This is a genomic window from Leuconostoc sp. (genome assembly GCF_965300815.1).
Genome location: NZ_CBDKZH010000021.1, coordinates 1 through 18975 on the forward strand (window position 1 = coordinate 1; position 18975 = coordinate 18975).

The window sequence follows — 18975 nt, forward strand, 5'->3', positions numbered from 1 at the left end:
GTGTTAGATGGCTTCTGAATTTTATTTGCTACAAACAGTCGTCGACGCCTTGATAACAGTGACCGACCACTCACTGGTTGGGTCTTTTTTGTTTGCAAATAAAAAACACAACCGATTAAGTTGTGCTTCAAATGATGCAGTGCTACGAAAGTGCTACAATCGTCTGTAAACGCCTATATACCAAGCGTTATGATGATCCACCCGGGAGTCGAACCCGGATTTCAAGAACCGGAATCTTGCGTGCGATCCATTACACTAGCGGATCATAACTATTCAATTATAGCCTATTTTGTCGAAATTTCAAAGAAAGTTTTTTCACCAATTTGAAATTTAATGTTACCGGCCAGAAAATCAGTCAATGTTGCTTGAAATTCGGGTAGTTCCACTTCGGCAACTGGCACGACCAGATGGACCGCCGTGTCGTAAGTGGTCGTCATAATTTGATAATCATGTGCGGTTAACCAGTATTGTAACGTCTCGGCTTGTTTGTAGTCGACGGTGAGGGTGACTTTGCTCCGCGTCAACCGTTCCACCAGACCAGCGGCTTTGACGCCTTCGGCGGTCGTGCCGGCATACGCCCGAATGAGCCCGCCAGCGCCTAACTTAATGCCACCAAAATAGCGCGTGACGACAGCAACGACATCATGGATGCCGTTTTTTTGTAGCACTTCAAGCATCGGCACGCCTGCGGTGCCACTCGGTTCGCCGTTGTCGGAATAACGTTGGATTTGGTCATTATCACCCAATAAGTAGGCAAACACATTATGGGTGGCCTTGTAGTGCTGTTTATTAATTTTTTCGATAAACGCACGGGCATCTTCTTCTGACGAGATGCGGGCAATATTTAGAATAAAACGTGATTTTTTAATGTCTTGTTCCCAGACAAACTGATCTGGGGCGATTGTGATGTACTTGTCCATATATCGTATTATAGCGTATGGAAAAATATTATGGTCGACAAATTGTGCAAGCAAAGATTGCGCCTATCCCAACTACTTGTCAGGTTGTCCCAGCCTTTCATCACACGATCTGTCAGCGCTGTGAACAAAACCAACGCGCGGCACTCCCTAACAAACAGTTTTATTGTCGGGCGTGTTTAGCATTAGGACGTGTGAGTACGTTGGATGTATTGGTATCGTTGCCAGAACCCAACCAATTTAACGGTGACACGACATTAACGTGGACTGGGCAATTGACAGCGCAACAACGACAGGTCAGTCATGCCTTATTGGCAACGTTAGCTCAAAAACGGGAACACTTAGTTTGGGCGGTAACGGGTGCGGGTAAAACAGAAATGCTCTTTCCGGTCATTCATCGCGCGCTGCAAGCAAAACAACGCGTTGGCATTGTGTCACCGCGCATTGATGTGATTTTGGAACTGGCACCACGCTTACAAGCAGCCTTTCAACAGACACCGCTGGTCGTTTTGTATGGCGAACAGCCGCAACCCTATGCCTATACCCAGTTGGTTTTAGCGACAACGCACCAAATGTTACGTTTTTTAGCGGCTTTTGACTTACTAATTATTGATGAAGTCGACAGCTTTCCCTTTGCTGGGGATGCCATGCTTAACTTTGCTGTGAACAAAGCCAAAAAAACCAAAAGTACGGTGATTTATCTGACGGCAACGCCGACAAAGCAATTACGGCAACGGGTCAAGCGGCAACAACTAGCCGTTTCCTATCTTCCATTACGCTTTCATCAACATTTATTACCCGACATCCGACTGCGGCTGGTGAACAATTGGCGGCACAAACTGCCAATGCACTTTTACCAGCAGGTTAAACAATGCTTGCTGGCCAAACGGCGTTTATTGATTTTTGTGCCACATATTGCAGATCTTAAACCAATTTATGCGGCCTTAAGCCAGCGATTTCCTGAACAACTGGGAGATTATGTGTCTGCAGATGATGCCCGGCGTCAAGCAAAAGTGCAACGCATGCGAGATGGGATCGTGCAATTTCTGGTGACGACCACGATTTTGGAACGTGGGGTGACATTTCCGGCATTAAACGTGCTAATTTTGGGCGCGGAAGAGTCGGTATTTAGTGAGCCTGCTTTAGTCCAAATGGCAGGCCGTGTCGGTCGGCATCCTGACTATCCGAGTGGTTTAGTCATCGCCTATGTGACTCACGTTAATTAGCGCGTTTTAGCTGCCCGACATCAAATTAGGTAAATGAATCGGCGTGGCCAAAAGTTAGGCGGTGTGACATGATGTGTTTGCTATGTCAACAACCACTACATGACGAACTGAATTTGCTGCAGGCACTCGGCGTGATGACACTGGACAACGCGGTAATTTGTGAGCCATGTCGGCAACAGTTTCAAAGTATTACAACAGCGTGTGCTGGATGTGGTCGCCAACAAGCAGATGACACACTGTGTCAAGATTGCCGCCGTTGGCAACAACAAGGGCAGCAATTATTGGCGCATTGTGCGTTATATCAATACAATGAGGCGATGCGACAGTATATGAAGGCGTATAAATTTAACGGGGATTATCTGCTGCGAACCGTATTTAATCGTGAGTTAATTCAAAAAGTGCATACTATGGCTATGGATATGGTTGTTCCGGTGCCGGTTAGTCATGATACGATGTTACGACGGGGATTTAATCAAACACTAGGCCTATTTGAAGGGGTCCCTTATCAGGCATTACTGCAAGTGACGCAACAGCAAAAGGCGCATCAGTCACAGCGAGATCGGGCGGCCCGTTTACACCGAAAACAGCCATTTTCCATTGCGGTGACCAAAGATTTGGTTGATCAGCGCGTGTTACTTGTTGATGATGTCTATACAACGGGTAACACGTTATATCATGCAGCAACATTGTTATATCAATTAGGCGCAAAAGAGGTCAAAAGTTTGTCATTGGCACGTTAATGATGAGAAAATGAATATTTTTACAGAAAACGCTTACAGCTATGGTATAATGAATGTAGTAACTTAGATGGAGGAATTGATTATGTTAGATTTTAATGTACGAGGCGAGAATATCGAGGTAACAGATGCCCTTCGTGAGTATGTGGAGAAGCGTCTGACAAAGTTGAACCGTTACATCGGCGAAAAAGCGACTGCTAACGTCAATTTGAGAACTTACCATTCTGATAAGTCTGATAAGGCCGAAGTTACCATTGTGCTACCGTACGTTGTCTTACGCGCGGAAGCTATTGACCCTGACATGTATGCAGCGATTGATGCGGTTTCTGATAAGCTGGAACGTCAAGTACGTAAGTATAAGACGAAGATTAATCGTAAGTCACGTGCAACTGGCTTCAAGGGCATTGATGCAGAAGGTGAAATTCCTGAAACAGAAGTGGACGACGATGCCATCCAAGTCGTACGAACAAAGCATGTGGATCTGAAGCCAATGTCACCTGAAGAAGCTGCCCTACAAATGGATTTGTTAGCGCACAATTTCTTCATCTTCAAGGATGCAGAAACCAATACCGATGCTGTCATTTACAAGCGTAAGGATGGTCGCTATGGTTTGTTGGAGACTGCAGGCGAATAATGGCGTATTGTGTTGGTTGCGTCAGTATGACCGACGCGCAAAAATGTTGTAAAAGTCATAAAACTTTATAAAGATAACCCCAAAAAGCCTTTTTATCGTTATGCTAGTAATAATAGATAAAAGAGGTTTTTTTATGTTCAGTTGGCAATCCCTATTTAAAAATAAGCGACAGCTCGTGAAGTGGCTAGTGGCCACGATCACACCGGTCATCTTGGTGGCCGGTATGCTGGGTGTTTTAGGACATCAGAACCAACAGGCAACTAAACTACGCGTTGCGGTTGTCAATCAAGATCGTGGTGGTCAATATCAAGAGCAACAGCGCAACATTGGGGCTGATTTTAGTAAGTTATTACATCAAGATACAGCGTTGACCGCGGTTGATTATCGCAGCGTGGCACAAGCTAAAGCGGCTTTGCGCGCTGGTAAGGTCAACAGTGTCGTGATGATGCCAGCAACGTTGACGCAGCAACTGGCTGACTTTAAACAAACTGGTCAAGTTGCGCCGATTTCACAGTGGCTAGCGAGTGGCCAAAGTCCATTTGCTGCCCAGTACCTCACACAGGCATTATCAGCGGCGTTGACCCGTCAGAATAACGCATTGTTGGTTGGTCCGGCTAATAACACAGCGTTGAAAAAAATCGCACAACAAAGTCAACAACTCTCGCAGCAAGCAGATGATTTGCAAGTGAATTTGCAAGTTGTTGGAAATCGTATTGATGAGCAATCTGCCAGTGATTTAAAGGATAACGCCAATGATGCGGTGGCGAAATTGGCAAATTATTCGGCACAACTAAATGATGCTGTTAATGCTGGTGACACAGCAAAAATTCAGGCTATGGCAGTGGCGATTAATAATCTATCTTATACGATGCAAACTACGATTGTTGGTGGCATTGGCACAATCAGTGCTAATTTATCACAAGCTAAAGCGCTAAGTGAACAATCAGGGACAATTCAAGCTGGCGCCAATGCGCTACAGCAAGGCCAGACTGACGTGGCCGGCCAGCTTAACAGTATGTTAGGTGAGCAGGCGGATCAGCACGATGCGTCACCATTGACACAGATGATGCGCTATCAGACAGTTGATTTGCAACCTATTAAGCAAACCGGACAAACCTTATTACCACAATTATTGGTTGTGGCTGTGACGGTGCTGGCTGTATTATTTGGGATACTCCTCCCTGTGAAGTCAACGCGTCAAGAGGCGTTAGCCTTAGAACAGTGGTGGGAAAATTTCCAACTAGCGGGCGTGTTCAGCTTGTTAGCTGTTGGCTTGATGGTCGGTAGTGCGCCATTTTGGCATGTGACGATTGGTAATATTTGGCTAATGGTTGGGGCTACATTGTTAGCGGCTTGGGTCATGATGAGTCTTGTCTGGTATTTGAAGCAGTGGCTTGGTCAAGCTGGCTGGTGGTTAAGCGTTATCTTGTTGATTTTGCAGGCAGTCTTTGTGTTAAGCATTAGCCCAGCCCAGACGATACTGACGGTTGTGCATATGAGTGATATGGTCTGGCCGCTAGCAGCTTTGTATCGTGTGACGACGGCGATTATTTTTGGTGGGGCAGTCCAGCAAGATTTGTTAATCTTAGCGTTGTGGTGGCTGGTCTTGACGATTTTATTAGTCTCATACTACCGAATGAAGCAGCGGCAAAGTTTCAAAAATGAATTAAGCCAGTCGTAAAATCTAAAAAAATCAGTGCAGGGTGACGAAAGTCATGCTGCATTTTATTTGAAATGGTGTAAACTAACAATATGGAAACCAAATCACAGACAAATACAGCGACGCGTGATCGCATTATAGCCGCTGCGACAGACCAATTTTTGGCGCACGGGTTTGAACAAACAACAACACGTGATATTGCCAAAGCGTTAAACATTACCCAACCGGCTTTGTATCACTACTTTGGCGACAAAGAAACCTTATTTGTTGAGGTGATTAAGGTTGTTGGACAACAGGTTGCTGATGAGATGCTTGCCATCTTGGCACAGCCTTATCCGCAGCCAGTTGATCAGTTAGTCGACATGACTAAGGTGATTGTAAACCGGCATCCGCGTGATGTTTTCACTTTAATTCACGGTAGTTTTGATGTGCTTTCACCCGATAGCAAACAAACGCTGGGCATGGTTTTTGGTCGGTATTACGTTGGTCCCATTGCGCGTTTTTTTGATCAAGAGGCGATGCAATTAAGACAACATGTTGATGCCAAAATGGCGAGTGCATTTTATATGACGAGTTTGGCACCGTTGTTTAGTGACTTCCATGCGCTTACTGATGCCCGTGATTTGACGACACGCGTCCAAAATCTACTCGATCTGATTTTATACGGCGTTGCGCACCGTTGAGTTTTACGCGTGTAAGTGTTATGCTAGAAATGAAATTTAACGGAGACCTATTATGGCTAGTCAAAAAGTATCACTCGCGTGTACAGTATGTGGCTCACGCAATTATACAGTAGCATTGTCAAAAGATCGGACAGAACGTTTAGCAGTGAATAAGTTCTGTGCCTTTTGTGGCAAGCACACATTGCATCAACAAACAAAGTAAAGGGGGGCAGCCAACCATGGTGAGATACTTTAAAAATGTTGCAAATGAAATGAAGAATGTAACATGGTTGTCCGAAGCGCAAGCCTCAAAGGAAACTGTGACGGTGATTACCGTGTCAATCATCTTTGCTGTTTTCTTGGGCGGTGTGGACTGGCTCTTACAACAAGGTATTAACTTCGTCATGAAGTAATAGCTCAAAAACAGAAAATATAGTATACTGTAACTAACGCAAGGACTTCTTAAAAGAGGTTCTTTTTTATATCGAATGAAAGAAAGGGCGGTGTACCCGTAAGGGTACCGACAATTAAAATGACAGAAAATAACGAATTACCAGAAGAAAATGTTGTACCAACACCAAACACAGACGACATTGAAAAGTCATGGTTCGTTGTACACACGTATTCAGGTTATGAACACAAAGTGAAGGCTAACTTGGAATCACGTACCCAAACAATGGGGATGACGGAACAAATTTTCCGTATTTTGGTGCCAGAACAAGAAGTCACAACGATTCAAGATGGTGAAGCCAAGACTTCAGTTGAAAATGACTTCCCAGGGTATGTGTTGGTTGAAATGGCTACGCCACAAGACTACAACATGACAGATGAAGCTTGGTACGTTGTCCGTAACACGCCAGGGGTTACTGGTTTCTTGGGCTCGCACGGTGCCGGATCAAAGCCGAATTCTTTGTTGCCTGAAGAAGTTGATTTGTTGATGAAGCGGATGGGGATGGTCACACGTGAAGTGGTTGACCTTGACGTTGAAGTTGGGCAAATCGTTAAAATTATTGCTGGCCCATTTGCGGGCATGGAAGGCACAGTTGTCAGTGTGGATGCGGAAAAGCAAACACTTGAAGCAACGGTGGAAGTCTTTGGTCGTGAAACACCAACAGAATTGGATTTTGCCGATGTCGACACGGTCTTGGACGAAGCCTAAATAAAAGTATTGCAATTTGCTTTATTTTTTAATATAATGTATTGGTATGCCATCGGCATACGTGGGAGTAGCACTCAAGCTACGTCTACCACAACACGAGGAGGAAAAAATCGTGGCTAAAAAAGTTACACAAGTAGTTAAGTTACAAATTGCCGCTGCTAAAGCAACACCAGCACCACCTGTTGGTCCAGCTTTGGGACAAGCCGGCATTAACATCGCGCAATTCACAAAGGAATTTAACGCGCGTACTGCAGACCAAGCGGGTTCAATCATTCCGGTTGAAATCTCTGTTTTCGATGATCGTTCATTCGAATTCGTGACAAAGACACCACCTGCTGCTGATCAATTGCGTAAGATCGTTGGTAAGGGTTCAGGTGAACCTAACACTAAGAAGGTCGGAAACGTTACTTTGGATCAAATCCGTGCAATTGCTGAAAACAAGATGGCTGACTTGAACGCCAACGACTTGACAGCTGCTATGCGTATGATCGAAGGTACAGCACGTTCAATGGGTGTTACTGTTGATGGTGTTGACTTGACTGTTGAAGGTACAGCAATCAAGGAGGACGCAGAATAATGACTCAAAAGCATGGTAAGAAGTACGCCGCAGCCTTAGCAAAGGTTGACGCTGAAAAGAACTACGCCTTGAACGATGCCGTGGCATTGGTTAAGGAAATTGATTACGCTAACTTCGACGCATCAGTTGAAGTTGTCTTCAACTTGAACGTTGACACACGTCAAGCCGACCAACAATTGCGTGGCGCTGTTGTGTTGCCAAACGGTACAGGTAAGGACAAGAAGGTTATCGTCTTTGCACAAGGCGACAAGGCTAAGGAAGCGGAAGCTGCCGGTGCCGATGTTGTTGGTGCTGCTGACTTGGTTGCACAAATCCAAGGTGGCTGGTTAGACTTTGACACAGCTATTGCGACACCTGACATGATGGCCCAAGTTGGTCGTGTTGCCCGTGTATTGGGACCTAAGGGCTTGATGCCAAACCCTAAGACTGGTACTGTGACAATGGACGTAACTAAGGCTGTTTCAGATGCCAAGGGTGGTCAAGTGACATACCGTACAGACCGTGACGGAAACGTTGCTGTACCTGTTGGTCGTGTTTCATTTGAAGATGGTAAGTTGGCTGAAAACATCAAGACAATTGCTGAAACTGTTTTGAAGGCTCGTCCAGCTGCTGTTAAGGGCACATACGTACAACACGTATCAATTGCCTCAACATTTGGCCCATCAGTAACATTGGACATCAACACATTGTAAAATTTGACGATATCAACTTGGTTTGATATAATCATTTAAGTGAATTAAATCATTTTGCCTAAGACTCAGGTGGTACTTGTACCTTAATATCCTGCCGAGGAAGTTTTAAAAAAACTTTTCCCGTGCGTCTTTTGGTGCACGGGATTTCTTTTGCAAAATAATATTAAGGAAGGAGAATCACATATCATGAGTGAAAAAGCTATTGCGCTTAAGGCACAAAAGGTTGAAGAAGTTGCTGAACAATTCAAGAACGCTGCTTCAGTAGTTGTGGTCGATTCTCGTGGATTGACAGTTGCGCAATCAACAGAATTGCGTCAACAATTACGTGAAGAAGGCGTGTCTCTTGAAGTGATCAAGAACAAGATTTTGACACGTGCTGCTGAAAAAGCTGGTTTTGCTGAATTGAACGACATCTTTGTCGGTCCTTCAGCCGTAGCCTTCTCAAGTGAAGACGCTATTGCGCCATCACGTATCTTGAAGAAGTTTGCTGACGCCAACGAAAAGTTGGAAATCAAGGGTGGTGTTGTTGACGGCAACATCGCTAACTTGGACGACATCAACAAGTATGCATCTTTGCCATCACGCGAAGGTTTGCTTGGTCAATTGATGGCCGAATTCCAATTCTCAATCCGTTCATTTGCATATGCTGTTAAGGCTGTGCAAGAGAAGTTGGAAGAAGAAGGTGGCGAAGCTGCTGCAACTGCTGCTGAAGAAGCACCAGTTGCGGAAGCTGCAGCCGAAGAAGCACCATCTGCTGAATAATCAGCAACAAGTTTTACTAACGACAACATCAAAACAAAAATTTGGAGGATTTAATCATGGCTTTTGATAAAGACGCGATTATCGCATCATTGAAGGATGCAACAATCTTGGATTTGGCTGAATTGGTTTCAGCAATCGAAGAAGAATTTAACGTTTCAGCAGCAGCTCCTGTAGCAGCAGCTGGTGCAGCTGACGGCGCAGCCGCAGCAAAGACAGACTTCGACGTAGAATTGACTTCAGCAGGTTCTGCTAAGGTTAAGGTTATCAAGGCAGTTCGTGAAGCAACTGGTCTTGGATTGAAGGAAGCTAAGGACTTAGTTGACAACGCACCTTCAATCGTTAAGGAAGGTCTTGACGAAGCAGCCGCTAACGAATTGAAGGCAGCTTTGGAAGAATCTGGCGCATCAGTAACTTTGAAGTAATTTCATTTGATGAAATCACGGATTGGTTATCATCACACCAATCGGTGTGGGATATGATTCGCAATATTAAAAGAGGTGCTTCGGTACTTCTTTTTTTGTACATAAACTTAAGGAGTCGTTATGACCACATCAAATGAAAAAATTGGCGGTGAAATGTATTTCACTGCGAATCCGAATTCTGAGCATCATTTCCAAAATTTTGATTTTGACCTGTTTGGGAATACCTTACACTTTACAACCGATAGTGGCGTTTTTTCTAAGTCAACGGTTGATTTTGGCACACGTACGATGTTGGATGCCCTAGATAAAACAACCTTAACTGACGGGAAGGTACTAGATCTCGGCACTGGTTATGGTCCAGTGGGGGTTGCTATTGCGAAAAAATATCAACGGCCAGTGGACATGGTTGATGTCAATGAACGGGCGTTGGCTTTAGCGCAACAAAACGCCAAGCAAAATGGGGTTGACCAGTTGGTATCCGTTTTCCAATCAGATATTTATCAACAAATCACGGATCAATATGCCTTGATTTTAACGAATCCACCGATTCGTGCCGGTAAAGAAGTGGTCACGACGATGTTACAAGATGCTGTGCACCATTTAGTACCAGGTGGTAAATTAATTGCTGTTTTACAGAAAAAGCAAGGGGCGCCTTCAGCACAAAAAAATATGTTGGCAGCCTTTGGAAATGCAAAAATTATTGCGAAAAACAAAGGTTACTATATTTTGGAGAGCACTTATGAGCCAGATACCCACATTTAGTGATGCGCAGATTGATTATTTTATGCAGGTGGCGCTAAACGAGGCCAAACTAGCCGCTAATGAAGGCGAAGTACCGATTGGCGCGGTGATTGTGAAAGATAATCAAATTGTGGCACGGGCGCATAACCATCGTGAATCCCATCAGCTTGCCACAGCGCATGCTGAGTTACTCGCGATTGAAGCGGCTAACGATGCGTTACAATCTTGGCGTTTAGAAGATACGGCGTTATTTGTCACGCTTGAGCCTTGTATTATGTGCGCTGGGGCGATTATTAATGCACGCGTCCCAGTGGTCTATTATGGTGCTGATGACGCCAAAGGCGGTGCGACACGTTCGTTGTATCAGTTGTTGGAAGATGAACGCTTGAATCATCGGGTTGTTGTCCATCCGCAGGTTCGCGGTGATGAGGGTGGGGCGCTGTTACAAGATTTCTTTGGCCAAATTAGAGCGCAGCGGAAACGCAATAAAAAATCGCAAACATTGTAACGCCCATATTAATGATTTCGTAGTATAATAGCATCAGACTTATTAAAAGAGGCAAAATTTACATGCAAAATCCTAATGCTTGGCGTCTCGACCAAGAGTATTTAGCAATTGTTGACGATTTATTACAACACGAAGAAGTGCAACAACTCGCACAATATACACAACACCATTTTTCTAACCGGTTACGGCATTCTATCTCAGTTTCTTATCAATCTTACGTGATTGCCAAAAAAATTGGCGCTGATGCAACGGCGACGGCACGTGCCGGATTGTTACATGATCTTTTTTACTACGATTGGCGTGTGACGAAGTTTGAAGCGGGTTCACATGCTTATGTCCACCCACGTATTGCGCTTCAAAATGCCAAAAAGCTAACGTCTATTAGTGATAAAGAAGCTGATATCATTGTTAAGCACATGTTTGGTGCCACTATTGCGCTACCAAAGTACCGCGAAAGCTGGATTGTTTCAATCGTCGATGATTTCGCAGCGGTCAACGAATATTTGGTACCCAAGGCTTACTTAACTTACTTTAAGTGGCAAGCCAAGGTGACGAAGAAAGTGGCTGAAGTGTTTGCTTAAAGCAAAAAAATTAGATATAATAGAAAAGCAGGCAAGCGTCGACTCTCGAACCGGGTCAGGACAGGAATGTAGCAGCCCTAAGGTTGTTCGATGTTGTGCTTGTGTACATATTGACCGCATAGCGGTCTTTTTTTGTAAGTTAGCGTTGTAATTTGCAAAAAAAAGTTCCTCAGGAGGTGGTAACAGTGGCATATCAAGCATTATATCGGGTTTACCGACCACGGACGTTTGATGACATGATTGGTCAAGAAGTTATCACACAAACACTTAAGAATGCGATTGAAACAGAGCAGACAGGCCATGCCTATCTTTTTTCTGGGCCACGTGGAACAGGGAAGACATCCGCGGCTAAAATATTTGCGCGCGAAGTCAATGGGATTGATCCGCAAACGGATGATGCCCAAATTCCCGATATTGTAGAATTTGATGCGGCGTCTAATAGTCGCGTTGAAGATATGCGCGATATTTTGGCGAACGTGGATTATGCACCGATTGAAGCGAAATACAAAGTTTACATCATTGATGAAGTGCATATGTTGTCAAACAGTGCCTTTAATGCCCTCCTGAAGACGCTTGAGGAACCACCAGCAAATGTGAAGTTCATTTTGGCGACCACCGAACCGCAAAAAGTGCCCGTCACGATTTTGTCGCGGACACAGCGTTTTGAATTTAAACGGATTGCGACCGATGCCATTCAGGCACGGTTAGCCGATATTTTAACGCAACGTCAGGTCGCTTATGATGACGATGCGTTACGCATTATTGCCAATGTGGCGGAAGGTGGCATGCGAGATGCCTTGTCGATTTTAGATCAGGTGATGGCGTATGGCACAGATCGGGTGACGGTCGATAACGCCTTACAGGTCACTGGCTCGACAACAACAGCTCAATTATTGGCCTATATAGTCGCTGTCAGTCAAGGGGACACGCCAAAAGGGCTCCAGATTTTACATGATATTCTACTTGCCGGCAAAGATGCCCAACGTTTTGTGGTTGATGTGTTAGGCTTATTGCGTGATGTGATGATGACAAATGTCGCGCCTGATTTGATTAAAACAGCGATTGCTGTGACTGATCTTACGGCATTGGCCCAACAATTATCGGCTGAACGCATTCAACAGATGATGGTGATTCTAGATGACATTCAGCAACAGCTCATGCAAACGATGCAAAGTGATGTGTATTTAGAATTGCTCACGGTTAAACTGGCGATGACGGCTGCACCGCAAGCACCAGCGTCAGTCCAGCCAAGTGAAACAGTGACACCTACACAACCCGTCAAAGTTGCACCACAAGTGGTTGCAGCGCAACCAACGTCAACACCAACGGTAACAGTTGAGACTGTACCATCAACGCCCACGCCAGTGCCACCAACATTGGCAACGTCACCAGTTGCCCAACCAGTGGTAGCTACTGCGCCAACTGAAGAAGCAGCCGTTGCCAACCAGTTGTGGGCGCGTACGGGGCAAAATGCGGTCTTTGCCGTCTTACAACAAGCGAAGCGGGAGACGCTTAGTCGCGTGAAGGCTGCTTGGTCAGACTTGATTAGTCAATTTGGTGTTGCTGAACAGGCCTTACTGACGATTGCCGCCCCGGTAGCTGCAAGTGAGGAAGGGCTTGTTTTAGCGTTTGATTTTCCACCTTTATTGGCACAAGCTTTACAAGATGCCGCCTTGCAAACGCAATTACGGACAGCGCTGGCTGCACAACAATTGCCAACAGAAATGGTGTTGATTACCCAAGATAGCTGGCAACAAGAACGCTCTGATTATGTCGCGCAGTTAAAGGCGGGGACGACTCAACCTTTGAATTTGGCGGATATACCGAGAGTGAGCCAAACAACCACGACCCAGTCGCAAAGTGCACCGACACCAGAGCAAACGGGGCTTGTGGAACCAGCGATTGTCGCTGAAGCTAAGAAATTGTTTGGCGACGATATTGTGCAGGTGATTGATTAATAGAGAAAGGATTGGCTGTGATAGCCTTGTACCATTATGGAATATCCAGAACCGATTGCAAAATTAATAGCAAGCTATACAAAATTACCAGGTATTGGGCAAAAAACAGCCACACGTCTGGCTTTTTATACCTTAGGTATGGCAGAAGATGATGTGATTGATTTCTCTAAAGCGCTCGCTTCTGCTAAAAATGATTTGACCTTCTGTGAAGTGTGTGGCAATATTACGGAAAAGTCAATCAATCCGTGCGTGATTTGTCAGGATCCGTCGCGTGACCAAACAACTGTTTTTGTGGTTGAGCATGCGCGTGATGTGATGGCGATGGAAAATACGCGTGATTATCACGGCTTATATCACGTGCTCAATGGTGTGATTTCACCGAGTTCCGGCACAGGACCAGAAGACATTAACTTGCCGAGTTTAATTCGGCGATTATCTGAACATCAAGAAATTAACGAAGTGATTGTCGGTACAAATGTCAACGCCGAAGGTGAAGCCACAGCGATGTATCTCGCACGGTTGCTAAAGCCCGCGGGGATTAAAGTAACTCGTTTGGCGCACGGTTTGGCAGTGGGATCAGATATTGATTATGCGGACCAATTGACGTTGATTAAAGCAGTACAAGGACGAACAGAATTATGATATTTCGTAAAAAGAAATTAAATCTGCGACAAACTTATGACCAGGCCCTCGTTTTTCAAATTGATAAAGCCAAGATTGACTGGGATACAGCCCAAAATTCGGAAGAAGCATTGTTAGATGGCCAAGTCAATGTGCGGTTAATTCAAGCGCAAACTGCGCTGACAAAGGCCAAATTTAATTATCTCTATCGTGAAGCACGCCGCCGCAAGACAGTTGGGCATATGCAAACCCATGTCCTGAAAACTGATCGCATTTAATGTCAGTTAGGGTACTGCCACGATAAACAAAAAGGACAACAAGACACATGACGAAACCGCTATTTATTACTTTTGAAGGACCGGAAGGTGCGGGTAAGACAAGCGTCTTACAGGCACTGGTGGCTGAATTACAACCGCAGCTTGGTGAGGCACTGGTGACGACACGAGAACCTGGTGGCAATCCAATTTCTGAAGCTATTCGTGCGATTCTGCAACCAGCAGAAGATAATGGCATGGATGACCGTACAGAAGCCTTATTGTATACAGCAGCGCGCCGGCAACACTTGGTATCCGTCGTTTTGCCAGCACTTGAAGCAGGTAAAGTGGTGATTTCTGATCGTTACGTGGATAGTTCGTTGGCCTATCAAGGCGGTGGTCGTGGCCTCGGTGTCGATCATATTTGGCAAATTAATCAGTTTGCCATTGATGGCTTAATGCCTGATCTAACGATTTATTTTGATGTACCGGCCGAAGTTGGTTTGGCACGCGTGATGGCCAATCGTCAAGATAAGATTGACCGTTTGGATAAGGAATCGTTAGCCTTTCATCAAGCGGTGCGAGAGACTTATTTAGCCCTGCAACGTGATTTTTCTGATAGAATTAAATTAATTGATGCGACACAACCGCTAGAACAGGTCATTGCAGAGACACGCACATTGCTATTTGACATCATAGCATCGCGAAAGGAGTCATCATTATGAAATTAGTGACAGCTATTGTTCAAGACAAGGATGCAACCAAGCTTAGTAACGCTTTCGTCAAAGCTGATATTCGGGCGACACGCTTAACGACGACGGGTGGGTTCCTCCGTTCAGGTAATACCACTTTCTTGATTGCCATCGAAGATGCACGCGTCCAAGAAACGTTGGACATTATTCAAGAAGTGTCACAAACACGGAAACAATTTATGGTACCGCCAGTGAATTTAGATGCTGGTGGTGAACAAATCGGGATTTATCCGATTGAAGTTGAAGTCGGTGGCGCGACTGTTTATACGCAAAATATTGAATCATTCCATCAGTTCTAATGACACCGGAATTTATTACAACCGCAGAAAAGGTGTATCCGCAACAGATCGCCCATTTTAAACAACTGATTGCGACAAATCAGCTCAGTCATCTGTATCTCTTTGTCGGCCCAAGCCAGCCAGAAAAGCTGGCTTTTTCGCGTTATTTGGCTTGGCTTATGGCTGGCGCGGATGAACGTCAGGCCATCCGGATCATGGCGGATGATCATCCCGATGTCAAAATTACCCAACCCAGCTTACCCAAAAGTGGGACAGGGACCAAGCGAACGTGGAAGGTCGACCAAATTCGGGCATTAAAACCAGAATTTGTCACAGTTGCGCAAGAAAGCCAACGCAAAGTTTTTGTGTTTGACGCCATCGAAACGTTACAAGCTGAGTCTGGCAATGCGCTGCTTAAGTTTATTGAAGAGCCGGCTGGCCCGCAACTCATGATCATGTAGGCCGAAAACCTCAATGAGGTGCTGCCCACCATTCGATCACGGGCGCAAATTGTCCAATTACGTCCCGAAATTGCCTTGGCACAGCCAGATGATGAAGCCGAGCAGTGGCGTAAAACAATGCAACCAGTCTTATTCAAGTGGTTTGAACTAATGATGCAACGACGGGTGGAAGCGTTTGTGTATGTGCAATTGCAACTTGTCGATGCGTTGAAAGAAGCACCGCAGCAGCGTCTTTTTTTGGCCTGGTTACATGAATTGTCACGTGACACAGTTGTTTACGGGCAAATACCCGACGCACAACTGCACTTTCCCACACTAGTTGGCTTATACAAAACATTGCGACAGCAATATAGTCCACAACAGTTAGTGCGCGCGAGCGACGTTATTTTTGCTGATGACCGATTAAGCCAAACGAACGTGTCACTGCAAACACGATTTGAGAAAATGGTCTTGGAAATAGCCATGGCATTAGGAGAATAATATGCAACAACAAAAGAGTTTTGAACAGCGCGAAACCGGCACGCTCTATCTTGTGCCAACCCCGATTGGGAACTTGCAAGATATGACCCCGCGCGCCATTGCCGTTTTGGCCGATGTTGATTTAATTGCAGCTGAAGATACGCGGCACACACAACAGCTCCTTAATCATTTTGACATTACAACCAAGCAAACGAGCTTTCATGAGCATAATTGGCAAGCTAAAATACCAGGCATCATTGCGGATTTACAACAAGGCAAAAACATTGCTCAAGTGAGTGATGCGGGGATGCCGTCGATTTCTGATCCAGGAAAAGAATTAGTGGCCGCAGCGATTGCGCAAGGGATTGCGGTCGTTCCAATTCCTGGCGCAACCGCTGGTGTAACGGCGTTGATTGCCAGTGGGCTAGTACCGCAACCATTTTATTTTTATGGTTTCTTACAGCGGAAAAATAGCGACCAGTTGGCCGAGTTAGAACGCCTTGCCACGTTGCGTGATACAACGATTTTTTATGAGGCACCGCACCGCTTGAAACAAACCTTGGAAAATATTCAAAAGGTGATGGGCGCTGACCGACAAGTGGTTTTGGCGCGTGAACTAACGAAAAAATATGAAGAATTTTTGCGTGGGACAGTGGCCGAATTAGTGGCTTGGGCGAAAACACACGAAATCCGTGGTGAATTTGTTGTGATGATTGCTGGCTTTACTGGTGAGGAAACAGCAGCAACTGACAATGATGAGGCTGAGTTAACAGTCCAAGAAGCCGTGGCCAAGTTGGTCGCCAAAGGCTTAAAGCCTAATGCCGCCATTAAACAAGTGGCCAAAGCGCGTCAGCTTGATCGGCAAGCGGTCTATGCCGATTATCATGGCATTGATTAACGACTAATAGTCATACATTGGTACAGAATGAGGGGGGAACATGCAACCATTTGCGATGCAACGACACGTTGAATACTACGAAGCGGATATGACAGGGAAATTATCTTTGCCGATGATCTTAAATTGGGCCGTTTTGGCCTCGAAAATGCAAGGGGATGCCTTAGGGGTTGGACAAGACGTGCACTTAGCGCGTGGCCTCGGCTGGGTTATTTTACAATATGAGGTCACGGTTAAGCAGCGCCCTAAAATTAATGAGGCGGTTAAAGTCCAAACTTTTGCGGCAAAATATAATCCTTTTTTTGTGCGGCGGCCGTTTGCTTTTTTTGATGCCGCAGGGGAAGAAGTGATTCGCGTCGATTCAATTTGGGCCATGATTGACATTGAAAACCGGCGCATGGCCCGCATACCGGAAGATATTATTAATGCCTATCAAGCTGAATATGTAAAACAGATTCCACGTATTCCTAATCCGGCGCACTTTGCCTCAGATGAGGTTTACGAGGCCAAAGATTATCACGTTCGCTATTTAGATATTGATGCCAATCAGCATGTGAATAACTCGAAGTATTTTGAGTGGATGCAAGATGTCATGGCACCTGAATTTTTAAATACCCATGAAGTGACCACAATTAATCTCCGGTTTGAAAATGAAATTCGGCTGGGGCATACGATCCAATCACAAGTCGTACACCAAGATCACGAGAGCAAACATCGTATTATGATGGGCGATGTCGTTAGTGCCGAGGCGGAATTCAAGTGGCGTGATGCTTAAAAGTGGTGTAAACTGAAAGTATCAATTTAGAATAAAGAGGCGATTATGTCAGTATTAGTATTAGGTGGCGCCGGCTATATCGGGTCACACATGGTAAAAACACTTGTTGAAGCAGGTCGTGACGTCGTTGTTGTTGATGCCTTGTTTACTGGGCATCGTGATGCCGTCCATCCAGACGCTAAGTTTTATCAAGTCGATATCCGCGATAAGGCCGCCTTATCAGCTGTCTTTGATCAAGAAGACATTGAACAAGTCGTGCATTTTGCCGCTTTTTCAATTGTGCCGGAATCGGTTGCTAATCCATTGAAGTATTTTGATAACAATACGAGTGGCATGGTAACGTTGCTGGAAGTGATGAAGGATCATGATGTGAAGCAAATCGTCTTTTCATCAACAGCAGCCACTTATGGTAACCCAGTCAACATTCCGATTAAGGAAACGGATCCACAAAACCCTATCAACCCTTATGGTGAATCAAAGTTAATGATGGAAAAAATCATGGCTTGGTCAGATCAAGCGGATGGTGTGAAGTGGGTGGCATTGCGTTACTTCAACGTGGCTGGGGCTGCTGAAGATGGTACGATTGGTGAAGATCACCAACCTGAAACCCACCTTGTACCAATTATTTTGCAAGCTGGTTTGGGTCAACGTGACTACATTGAAATGTTTGGTGATGACTACAACACGCCAGACGGGTTCAACGTTCGCGACTATGTTCACGTCCTAGACTTGGCAGATGCTCACATGCGGGCCTTGCAATATTTGGCTGATGGCAATGAATCGAACCAATTTAACTTAGGCTCAGCAACTGGTTTCTCAGTTAAGGAAATGGTGGAAGCCGCGCGTGAAGCAACTGGTGTTGATATTCCAGCCAAAATTGGCCCACGCCGTGCTGGCGATCCTGATATTTTGATTGCCAACTCAGATAAGGCACGTGATGTGTTGGGTTGGGCACCAAAATATGATAATGTGCAAGACATTATCAAGACAGCTTGGAACTGGCACCAAAGCCATCCAACTGGTTACAACGACAAATAAAGCAATGGATGCAAAACAGCGTTAGTGATGGCTAACGCTGTTTTTTAATAGTGTGCCATTAATTTTAGAAAAAGTGTTGCACAACATCAAAATACATGCTATACTATTCTTTGTTGTGAAAGCGACATATGGACAGTTAGCTCAGTTGGTAGAGCAACGGACTCTTAATCCGTGGGTCCAGGGTTCGAGCCCCTGACTGTCCACTA

Annotated in this window: 23 protein-coding genes, 1 tRNA gene, 1 other RNA gene, 2 pseudogenes and 1 other annotated feature; of the genes and pseudogenes, 26 read left to right on the top strand and 1 reads right to left on the bottom strand. The window is 45.2% G+C overall.

Annotated elements, in window-relative coordinates:
* Nucleotides 1-284: 284 nt before the first annotated feature.
* Nucleotides 285-920, bottom strand: a complete 636-nt coding sequence (locus ACW12G_RS02565; RefSeq protein WP_455647203.1) for a YigZ family protein — start codon at nucleotides 918-920, stop codon at nucleotides 285-287.
* A gap of 17 nt (nucleotides 921-937) precedes the next feature.
* On the opposite strand from ACW12G_RS02565, the pseudogene ACW12G_RS02570 reads away from it, so the two are divergent.
* From ACW12G_RS02570 to ACW12G_RS02695, 26 genes and pseudogenes are all read left to right on the top strand, one after another.
* Nucleotides 938-2176: pseudogene (locus tag ACW12G_RS02570) on the top strand (DEAD/DEAH box helicase).
* A gap of 35 nt (nucleotides 2177-2211) precedes the next feature.
* On the top strand, nucleotides 2212-2883 hold the full coding sequence (locus ACW12G_RS02575) for a ComF family protein (RefSeq protein ID WP_029509484.1): 672 nt from the start codon (nucleotides 2212-2214) through the stop codon (nucleotides 2881-2883).
* An 82-nt stretch (nucleotides 2884-2965) separates the two neighbouring features.
* Nucleotides 2966-3514 (top strand): ribosome hibernation-promoting factor, HPF/YfiA family, encoded by a 549-nt coding sequence (hpf, locus tag ACW12G_RS02580; RefSeq protein ID WP_029509485.1) that lies wholly within the window; start codon nucleotides 2966-2968, stop codon nucleotides 3512-3514.
* A 133-nt stretch (nucleotides 3515-3647) separates the two neighbouring features.
* Nucleotides 3648-5195 (top strand): ABC transporter permease, encoded by a 1548-nt coding sequence (locus tag ACW12G_RS02585; RefSeq protein WP_455647204.1) that lies wholly within the window; start codon nucleotides 3648-3650, stop codon nucleotides 5193-5195.
* Between the two features lie 71 nt (nucleotides 5196-5266).
* A complete protein-coding gene (locus ACW12G_RS02590) occupies nucleotides 5267-5857 on the top strand; it encodes a TetR/AcrR family transcriptional regulator (RefSeq protein WP_010005899.1) in 591 nt (196 codons plus the stop codon).
* A 52-nt stretch (nucleotides 5858-5909) separates the two neighbouring features.
* Nucleotides 5910-6059: a 50S ribosomal protein L33 gene (gene rpmG, locus ACW12G_RS02595; RefSeq protein ID WP_010001468.1), complete on the top strand. Its 150-nt coding sequence runs from the start codon at nucleotides 5910-5912 to the stop codon at nucleotides 6057-6059.
* 16 nt (nucleotides 6060-6075) lie between these two features.
* Nucleotides 6076-6249, top strand: a complete 174-nt coding sequence (secE, locus tag ACW12G_RS02600) for a preprotein translocase subunit SecE (RefSeq protein WP_029509487.1) — start codon at nucleotides 6076-6078, stop codon at nucleotides 6247-6249.
* A gap of 119 nt (nucleotides 6250-6368) precedes the next feature.
* Nucleotides 6369-6995, top strand: coding sequence for a transcription termination/antitermination protein NusG (nusG, locus tag ACW12G_RS02605; RefSeq protein ID WP_029509488.1), 627 nt, complete (start codon nucleotides 6369-6371; stop codon nucleotides 6993-6995).
* A 112-nt stretch (nucleotides 6996-7107) separates the two neighbouring features.
* Nucleotides 7108-7572 carry a 50S ribosomal protein L11 gene (gene rplK / locus ACW12G_RS02610; protein ID WP_010001472.1) on the top strand — a complete coding sequence of 155 codons (465 nt, stop codon included), beginning with the start codon at nucleotides 7108-7110 and terminating at the stop codon, nucleotides 7570-7572.
* Nucleotides 7572-8264 (top strand): 50S ribosomal protein L1, encoded by a 693-nt coding sequence (gene rplA / locus ACW12G_RS02615; RefSeq protein ID WP_010001473.1) that lies wholly within the window; start codon nucleotides 7572-7574, stop codon nucleotides 8262-8264. Before rplK ends, rplA begins: the two co-directional genes overlap by 1 nt.
* 39 nt (nucleotides 8265-8303) lie before the next feature.
* Nucleotides 8304-8422 (top strand) — a sequence feature (ribosomal protein L10 leader region).
* A gap of 28 nt (nucleotides 8423-8450) precedes the next feature.
* Nucleotides 8451-9026 (top strand): 50S ribosomal protein L10, encoded by a 576-nt coding sequence (gene rplJ, locus ACW12G_RS02620; RefSeq protein ID WP_455647205.1) that lies wholly within the window; start codon nucleotides 8451-8453, stop codon nucleotides 9024-9026.
* Nucleotides 9027-9082: 56 nt separating this feature from the next.
* Nucleotides 9083-9448 (top strand): 50S ribosomal protein L7/L12, encoded by a 366-nt coding sequence (rplL, locus tag ACW12G_RS02625; RefSeq protein ID WP_010001475.1) that lies wholly within the window; start codon nucleotides 9083-9085, stop codon nucleotides 9446-9448.
* Between the two features lie 120 nt (nucleotides 9449-9568).
* The gene (locus tag ACW12G_RS02630) at nucleotides 9569-10210 is read left to right on the top strand and encodes a class I SAM-dependent methyltransferase (protein ID WP_455647206.1); all 642 of its coding nucleotides are present in this window, start codon (nucleotides 9569-9571) and stop codon (nucleotides 10208-10210) included.
* Complete coding sequence (gene tadA, locus ACW12G_RS02635) at nucleotides 10188-10697, top strand: tRNA adenosine(34) deaminase TadA (RefSeq protein WP_146975722.1); 510 nt, start codon at nucleotides 10188-10190, stop codon at nucleotides 10695-10697. Before ACW12G_RS02630 ends, tadA begins: the two co-directional genes overlap by 23 nt.
* Before the next feature lie 62 nt (nucleotides 10698-10759).
* Complete coding sequence (locus tag ACW12G_RS02640; RefSeq protein WP_010001480.1) at nucleotides 10760-11278, top strand: HD domain-containing protein; 519 nt, start codon at nucleotides 10760-10762, stop codon at nucleotides 11276-11278.
* 23 nt (nucleotides 11279-11301) lie between these two features.
* Nucleotides 11302-11389, top strand: an RNA gene (gene ffs / locus ACW12G_RS02645) — signal recognition particle sRNA small type.
* 74 nt (nucleotides 11390-11463) lie between these two features.
* A complete protein-coding gene (gene dnaX, locus ACW12G_RS02650) occupies nucleotides 11464-13236 on the top strand; it encodes a DNA polymerase III subunit gamma/tau (protein ID WP_455647207.1) in 1773 nt (590 codons plus the stop codon).
* A gap of 36 nt (nucleotides 13237-13272) precedes the next feature.
* Entirely contained in the window at nucleotides 13273-13878 is a 606-nt protein-coding gene (recR, locus tag ACW12G_RS02655) for a recombination mediator RecR (RefSeq protein ID WP_010004631.1), read from the top strand.
* A complete protein-coding gene (locus tag ACW12G_RS02660; RefSeq protein WP_029509493.1) occupies nucleotides 13875-14135 on the top strand; it encodes a YaaL family protein in 261 nt (86 codons plus the stop codon). The genes recR and ACW12G_RS02660 overlap by 4 nt, the downstream gene beginning before the upstream one ends.
* A gap of 47 nt (nucleotides 14136-14182) precedes the next feature.
* Nucleotides 14183-14836, top strand: a complete 654-nt coding sequence (tmk, locus tag ACW12G_RS02665) for a dTMP kinase (RefSeq protein WP_010004629.1) — start codon at nucleotides 14183-14185, stop codon at nucleotides 14834-14836.
* Complete coding sequence (locus ACW12G_RS02670) at nucleotides 14833-15162, top strand: cyclic-di-AMP receptor (protein ID WP_010004628.1); 330 nt, start codon at nucleotides 14833-14835, stop codon at nucleotides 15160-15162. Before tmk ends, ACW12G_RS02670 begins: the two co-directional genes overlap by 4 nt.
* Nucleotides 15162-16082, top strand: a pseudogene (locus ACW12G_RS02675) (DNA polymerase III subunit delta). Before ACW12G_RS02670 ends, ACW12G_RS02675 begins: the two are co-directional and overlap by 1 nt.
* A 1-nt stretch (nucleotide 16083) precedes the next feature.
* A complete protein-coding gene (gene rsmI / locus ACW12G_RS02680; protein ID WP_129873526.1) occupies nucleotides 16084-16959 on the top strand; it encodes a 16S rRNA (cytidine(1402)-2'-O)-methyltransferase in 876 nt (291 codons plus the stop codon).
* Nucleotides 16960-16999: 40 nt separating this feature from the next.
* Complete coding sequence (locus tag ACW12G_RS02685; RefSeq protein WP_146975717.1) at nucleotides 17000-17731, top strand: acyl-[acyl-carrier-protein] thioesterase; 732 nt, start codon at nucleotides 17000-17002, stop codon at nucleotides 17729-17731.
* Between the two features lie 45 nt (nucleotides 17732-17776).
* Nucleotides 17777-18769: a UDP-glucose 4-epimerase GalE gene (galE, locus tag ACW12G_RS02690; RefSeq protein ID WP_010001491.1), complete on the top strand. Its 993-nt coding sequence runs from the start codon at nucleotides 17777-17779 to the stop codon at nucleotides 18767-18769.
* Nucleotides 18770-18899: 130 nt separating this feature from the next.
* Nucleotides 18900-18972: transfer RNA gene (locus ACW12G_RS02695), tRNA-Lys, on the top strand.
* Nucleotides 18973-18975: the final 3 nt, after the last annotated feature.

Bases quoted from the DNA above. Each gene is read 5' to 3' on its own strand.
- ACW12G_RS02670 (WP_010004628.1), top strand. From the start codon at position 14,833: ATGAAATTAGTGACAGCTATTGTTCAAGACAAGGATGCAACCAAGCTT.
- ACW12G_RS02565 (WP_455647203.1), bottom strand. From the start codon at position 920: ATGGACAAGTACATCACAATCGCCCCAGATCAGTTTGTCTGGGAACAA.
- ACW12G_RS02640 (WP_010001480.1), top strand. From the start codon at position 10,760: ATGCAAAATCCTAATGCTTGGCGTCTCGACCAAGAGTATTTAGCAATT.
- secE (WP_029509487.1), top strand. From the start codon at position 6,076: ATGGTGAGATACTTTAAAAATGTTGCAAATGAAATGAAGAATGTAACA.
- rpmG (WP_010001468.1), top strand. From the start codon at position 5,910: ATGGCTAGTCAAAAAGTATCACTCGCGTGTACAGTATGTGGCTCACGC.
- galE (WP_010001491.1), top strand. From the start codon at position 17,777: ATGTCAGTATTAGTATTAGGTGGCGCCGGCTATATCGGGTCACACATG.
- ACW12G_RS02630 (WP_455647206.1), top strand. From the start codon at position 9,569: ATGACCACATCAAATGAAAAAATTGGCGGTGAAATGTATTTCACTGCG.
- tmk (WP_010004629.1), top strand. From the start codon at position 14,183: ATGACGAAACCGCTATTTATTACTTTTGAAGGACCGGAAGGTGCGGGT.
- tadA (WP_146975722.1), top strand. From the start codon at position 10,188: ATGAGCCAGATACCCACATTTAGTGATGCGCAGATTGATTATTTTATG.
- ACW12G_RS02685 (WP_146975717.1), top strand. From the start codon at position 17,000: ATGCAACCATTTGCGATGCAACGACACGTTGAATACTACGAAGCGGAT.
- ACW12G_RS02575 (WP_029509484.1), top strand. From the start codon at position 2,212: ATGATGTGTTTGCTATGTCAACAACCACTACATGACGAACTGAATTTG.
- nusG (WP_029509488.1), top strand. From the start codon at position 6,369: ATGACAGAAAATAACGAATTACCAGAAGAAAATGTTGTACCAACACCA.
- rplJ (WP_455647205.1), top strand. From the start codon at position 8,451: ATGAGTGAAAAAGCTATTGCGCTTAAGGCACAAAAGGTTGAAGAAGTT.
- hpf (WP_029509485.1), top strand. From the start codon at position 2,966: ATGTTAGATTTTAATGTACGAGGCGAGAATATCGAGGTAACAGATGCC.
- ACW12G_RS02585 (WP_455647204.1), top strand. From the start codon at position 3,648: ATGTTCAGTTGGCAATCCCTATTTAAAAATAAGCGACAGCTCGTGAAG.
- rplL (WP_010001475.1), top strand. From the start codon at position 9,083: ATGGCTTTTGATAAAGACGCGATTATCGCATCATTGAAGGATGCAACA.
- ACW12G_RS02590 (WP_010005899.1), top strand. From the start codon at position 5,267: ATGGAAACCAAATCACAGACAAATACAGCGACGCGTGATCGCATTATA.
- rsmI (WP_129873526.1), top strand. From the start codon at position 16,084: ATGCAACAACAAAAGAGTTTTGAACAGCGCGAAACCGGCACGCTCTAT.
- recR (WP_010004631.1), top strand. From the start codon at position 13,273: ATGGAATATCCAGAACCGATTGCAAAATTAATAGCAAGCTATACAAAA.
- ACW12G_RS02660 (WP_029509493.1), top strand. From the start codon at position 13,875: ATGATATTTCGTAAAAAGAAATTAAATCTGCGACAAACTTATGACCAG.
- rplA (WP_010001473.1), top strand. From the start codon at position 7,572: ATGACTCAAAAGCATGGTAAGAAGTACGCCGCAGCCTTAGCAAAGGTT.